Genomic DNA, 4004 nt, shown 5'->3' on the forward strand with positions numbered 1-4004 from the left:
GGCGGTGTCTCCCCTCCTCCGCCCGCCCCGTCCAACCGGCCCCGCGGCCGCGGGCCCCGGCCCCGGGCGCCCGCCGCCCCCCCGCGGCCCCCCCCCCCCGGCGGGGGGGGGGGGGCCGGGGGGGCCCGCGCCCCTCGTCCTGTCGTCTCCCCGCCGCCCGGCCGCCGCCCGGCACCCGGGCGCTCAGCCGCAGGAACCCGCCTGCTCCACCCCCGGCTCCACCGCCGGGCCCGAGCTCCGGGCCCCCGGAATGTGCGGCAGGCGGGCCGCCGACACCACACCCTCCAGATAGCCGCGGGCCCGCTCCGTCCGCGGATAGGCCTCCAGCAGCGCCCAGAACGCCGACCCGTGGTCCGGCACCAGCAGGTGCGCCAGCTCGTGCAGCAGCACGTAGTCCAGGACGTACTCCGGCATCCCCTGCAACCGGTGCGACAGCCGGATCGTCCCCTCGCCCGGGGTGCACGAGCCCCAGCGCGAGTTCTGATTGGTCACCCAGCGGACCTGCACCGGCTGGGCAGCGCCGCCCAGGTAGGCCGCCGACAGCTCACGGGCCCGCGCCATCAGGGCATCGTCACCGAGGACCCGCCGCTTCTCCTGGGCCGCGAGCTTCTCCAGCATCTGCGCCACCCAGCGCTGCTCCTCGGCGTGCGACATCCGCGCCGGGATCAGCACCACCGTGCGGTCGCCCTCCCGGTAGGCCGACACCGTCCGGCTGCGGCGGGCACTGCGGCGGACCTCGACCCGGCCGCGGTCGTACGGCTCGGCGGGCCCGGCCCCCGTCTGCTGCTCCTGGTCCGGGCGCCCGCGCGTGCTCGGCGCCGCCACTTGCGACCCGGACGCTGCACGGGCACGCCGACGCGACGCCGGTGGATGGGAGTCCCGCTCGGCTGCCATGCCACCCGACGTTACCCGCTACCGCCGACAGAAGTCCGGTGCCCAGGCCGAAATCTTTCATGGAGTGATCGGGAACGAAAGGTCGACAAAGAGTGTCCGGAAATCGACGCCCGGGGGGATCGAAAGTTATCCACAGGGCTCGCGAACGAATCATGTGATCATGACTCCGGGCCTGTGGATAACTTTCCGCACGACGTCGGCCCGATGGTGTTAGCTGCGGTCAGCCGTCCGGAAACGATCGGAAGGAAGATCGCCGTGCGCCTTGCCCTGAAGCCCGCCCTGTCCCGCAGCTGGCGGGACTCCGAGACCCTGCAGTTCGGCACCGTCACCCGGTTCGCCGGCGTGCTCGGCAACGCCGACAAGACGCTCTGCGCCTTCCTCGCGCTGCTCGACGGCACGCGCGACCGACCGATACTCCTGGACGCCGGCGAACGGATCGGCCTCGGCCGCGAACCCGCCGCCGCCCTCCTCACCGAACTGGAGGAGACCGGGCTGCTGGACGACGCGGAAGCGTCCGGCCACGCGCTCGAACGCTTCCCGAAAGCACACCGGGACCAGCTCGGGCCGGACCTCGCCTCGCTCTCCCTCGTCCACTCCGGCCCCGGCGCCGCACCGACCGTCCTGGCCCGCCGGGCCGACCTGCGGATCGAGGTCCGCGGCGCGGGGCGCGTCGGCGCCGCCGTGGCGGCGGTCCTCGCCGCCGGCGGCACCGGAACGGTCACCGTGGCGGACGGCGGACGGGTGCTCCCCGGCGACTGCTCCCCCGCGGGCGTCCCGCCCAAGGACGTCGGACGGCTGCGCTCCACGGCCGCCCGGGAGGCGGTCCAACGAGCCTCCGCCCGGCCCCTGCTGCCCGCGCCGCGCCGAAAATCCGGCGGGACACCGCCCGACTTCGTGGTGCTCGCACCACGGGACGGCAGCGCCGCCTTCGCGGGCGGGACGTACGAGGCCCGGCTGCTGCTGCGGGCCGGAGTGCCGCACCTGTACGTGGGCGTGGTCGAGGAGTTCGGCATCATCGGGCCGCTGGTGATCCCCGGGATGTCGGCCTGTGGGCACTGCCTGGTGCTGCGCAGGGAGGACGAGGACGCCGCCTGGCCGCGGGTCCTGGCCCAGCTGGCCCAGAACGGGCCCGGCCGGGCCCGCACCCCGGCCTGCGACACGGCCCTGGCGACGGTCGTCGCCGGCCTCGCGGCACTCCACGTCCAGGTCTACCTGGACGGCGGGCGGCCGCCGAGCGTCGACGGCTGGTGCGAGGTGTCGGCCGGGGACGGCATGCCACGGCGCCTGCGGCTGCGCGGACACCCGGACTGCGGCTGCCTGTGGCAGCCGCTGCCCCCGGGCTGACGGAGACGAGGAGGAGTTCGGCCTCGGGAAGCGTCGGTACAGCGGTTATCGGTGAGAACGATCCCACGGTGGACAGCAGTTCGCCGGTGCGCGGGTGGCGGGCGGTGAGGTCCATCGCGGAGAACGCACCGTCGTGGACGCGCAGCGCCAGGTGTCGCGCACGAGGCGGATCTCGGCGGGGCGGCGGGCTGGTCTGCCGGCCTGGAATCGGGTCGCCATCAACGGGGTTGATGGCGGGTGAGCCGCTATTAGGAGGAGGGCCATGCGAGCGATTCAGGTGTACGAAGTGGGCGGTCCCGAGGTGCTGCAGGAGGCCGAGGTGGACCAGCCGCGGCCGGGTCCGGGCGAGGCGATCGTGGAGGTCGCCGCATCCGGGGTCAACTTCCTCGATGTGTACCACCGCGAAGGCCGGTACAGCCTCCCGCTGCCCTTCACCCCTGGTGCTGAGGGTGCCGGCACGGTCGTCGAAGTTGGACCCGGCGTCGTTGACGTCGCAGTCGGGGACCGGGTCGGTTGGGTGGAGCTTCCCGGCACGTATGCCGAGCGGGCCGTCGTGGACTCCTCCCGGCTGGTGCCGCTGCCCGACGACATCGACTTCGAGACAGCCGCCGCCGTGCTCCTCCAAGGCATGACCGCGCACTATCTCGTCAAGGACGCCTACCCGGTTCAGGGCGGCGACACGGTGCTCGTACACGCGGCTGCTGGTGGCATGGGGCTGCTTTTGACCCAGCTCATCACCCATCTCGGCGGCAGGGTGATCGGCACGACGTCGACCACGGGGAAGGCCGAGCTGGCGAAGCGTGCCGGGGCCGCCGAGGTGATCCTTTCCTCCGCGGTCGACGATCTCGCAGCCGAGGTGAGGCGGCTCAACGGCGGTCAGGGACTGCCGGTCGTCTTCGACGGCGTCGGCGCGCACACCTTCGATGCGAGCCTCGCCAGCCTGCGAACCCGCGGCCATCTCGTGCTCTTCGGCGCGGCAAGTGGTGCCGTGCCTCCGTTTGATCCGATTCGGCTCGCCCACGGCGGTTCGCTGACCCTGATCCGGCCCAGCCTCGGGGACTTCATCGCCGATCGGTCCGAACTGCTCCGACGGGCCGCCGATGTGTTCGAGTGGGTGCGCTCCAAGGAGCTTGAGGTCACCGTAACGGGCCGCTACGCATTGTCCGAGGCCGCCCAGGCCCACAGCGATCTGGAGGCTCGGCGTACCACGGGCAAGCTGCTCGTCATACCCGATGCGGCCGCTGTTGGACGCCGCGAGGAGACGCAGAGCTGAGCGCGGGTGACGAGGTCGGGGATCGAAGACTGAGATGTCGAAGGCATGGCCGACCGTCATCGCCAAGATCCCCGACAGCGCCAGGCACCCAGCAGGCCAAGATCAAGTTCTGGCGGGTTTCCGGCGTAACCGGGTCACGCCCCTTCAAGATCCCTCGGTCGAGACCTGGCTCACCAGTACCGAGGCCGGAGTTCAGGAGGTACGACGGGCGCGGTCCCGGCGGCTGCACGGCTCGGCAGCCACCGGACCGCTCCACGGCACCACGGGCACGCCCCGGCCAGCCGAGCCGATGGCCGGGCCAGTCCGCGGTCCGATCGACCCCACGGGGCCAGGATGAGCCCCGCGACCGGGAGAGCCGCCGGGAGGGCGGGAGCACGCCCCCACGGCCCGGGGGGGGCGCCGGGGGGGGGGGGGGGGGGGGGCAACCACCGGGGGGCCCCGCCCCACCGGCCCGCGGGCGCCGCGGCGCAGGCGGGGCGGGGGGGGGGGGGGT

General features: G+C 73.7%; 3 protein-coding genes. 2 read left to right on the forward strand and 1 reads right to left on the reverse strand.

Annotated features, from left to right (window positions below):
* Positions 1 to 183: 183 nt before the first annotated feature.
* The gene (locus ACPC54_RS13850; RefSeq protein ID WP_498964628.1) at positions 184 to 825 is read right to left on the reverse strand and encodes a M48 metallopeptidase family protein; all 642 of its coding nucleotides are present in this window, start codon (positions 823 to 825) and stop codon (positions 184 to 186) included.
* Positions 826 to 1149: 324 nt separating this feature from the next.
* Here ACPC54_RS13850 and ACPC54_RS13855 point away from each other — a divergent pair, with 324 nt between their 5' ends.
* Complete coding sequence (locus ACPC54_RS13855; protein ID WP_498964630.1) at positions 1150 to 2238, forward strand: ThiF family adenylyltransferase; 1089 nt, start codon at positions 1150 to 1152, stop codon at positions 2236 to 2238.
* 262 nt (positions 2239 to 2500) lie between these two features.
* Complete coding sequence (locus ACPC54_RS13860; protein ID WP_498964632.1) at positions 2501 to 3511, forward strand: quinone oxidoreductase family protein; 1011 nt, start codon at positions 2501 to 2503, stop codon at positions 3509 to 3511.
* Positions 3512 to 4004: the final 493 nt, after the last annotated feature.

Origin of the sequence: Kitasatospora sp. NPDC094028, assembly GCF_049543595.1 — a bacterium.
In the GTDB taxonomy this organism is placed as follows: domain Bacteria; phylum Actinomycetota; class Actinomycetes; order Streptomycetales; family Streptomycetaceae; genus Kitasatospora.

What these genes read in the sequence shown, in the direction of transcription:
- ACPC54_RS13860 (WP_498964632.1), top strand. Translation starts at nt 2,501, where the DNA reads ATGCGAGCGATTCAGGTGTACGAAGTGGGCGGTCCCGAGGTGCTGCAG.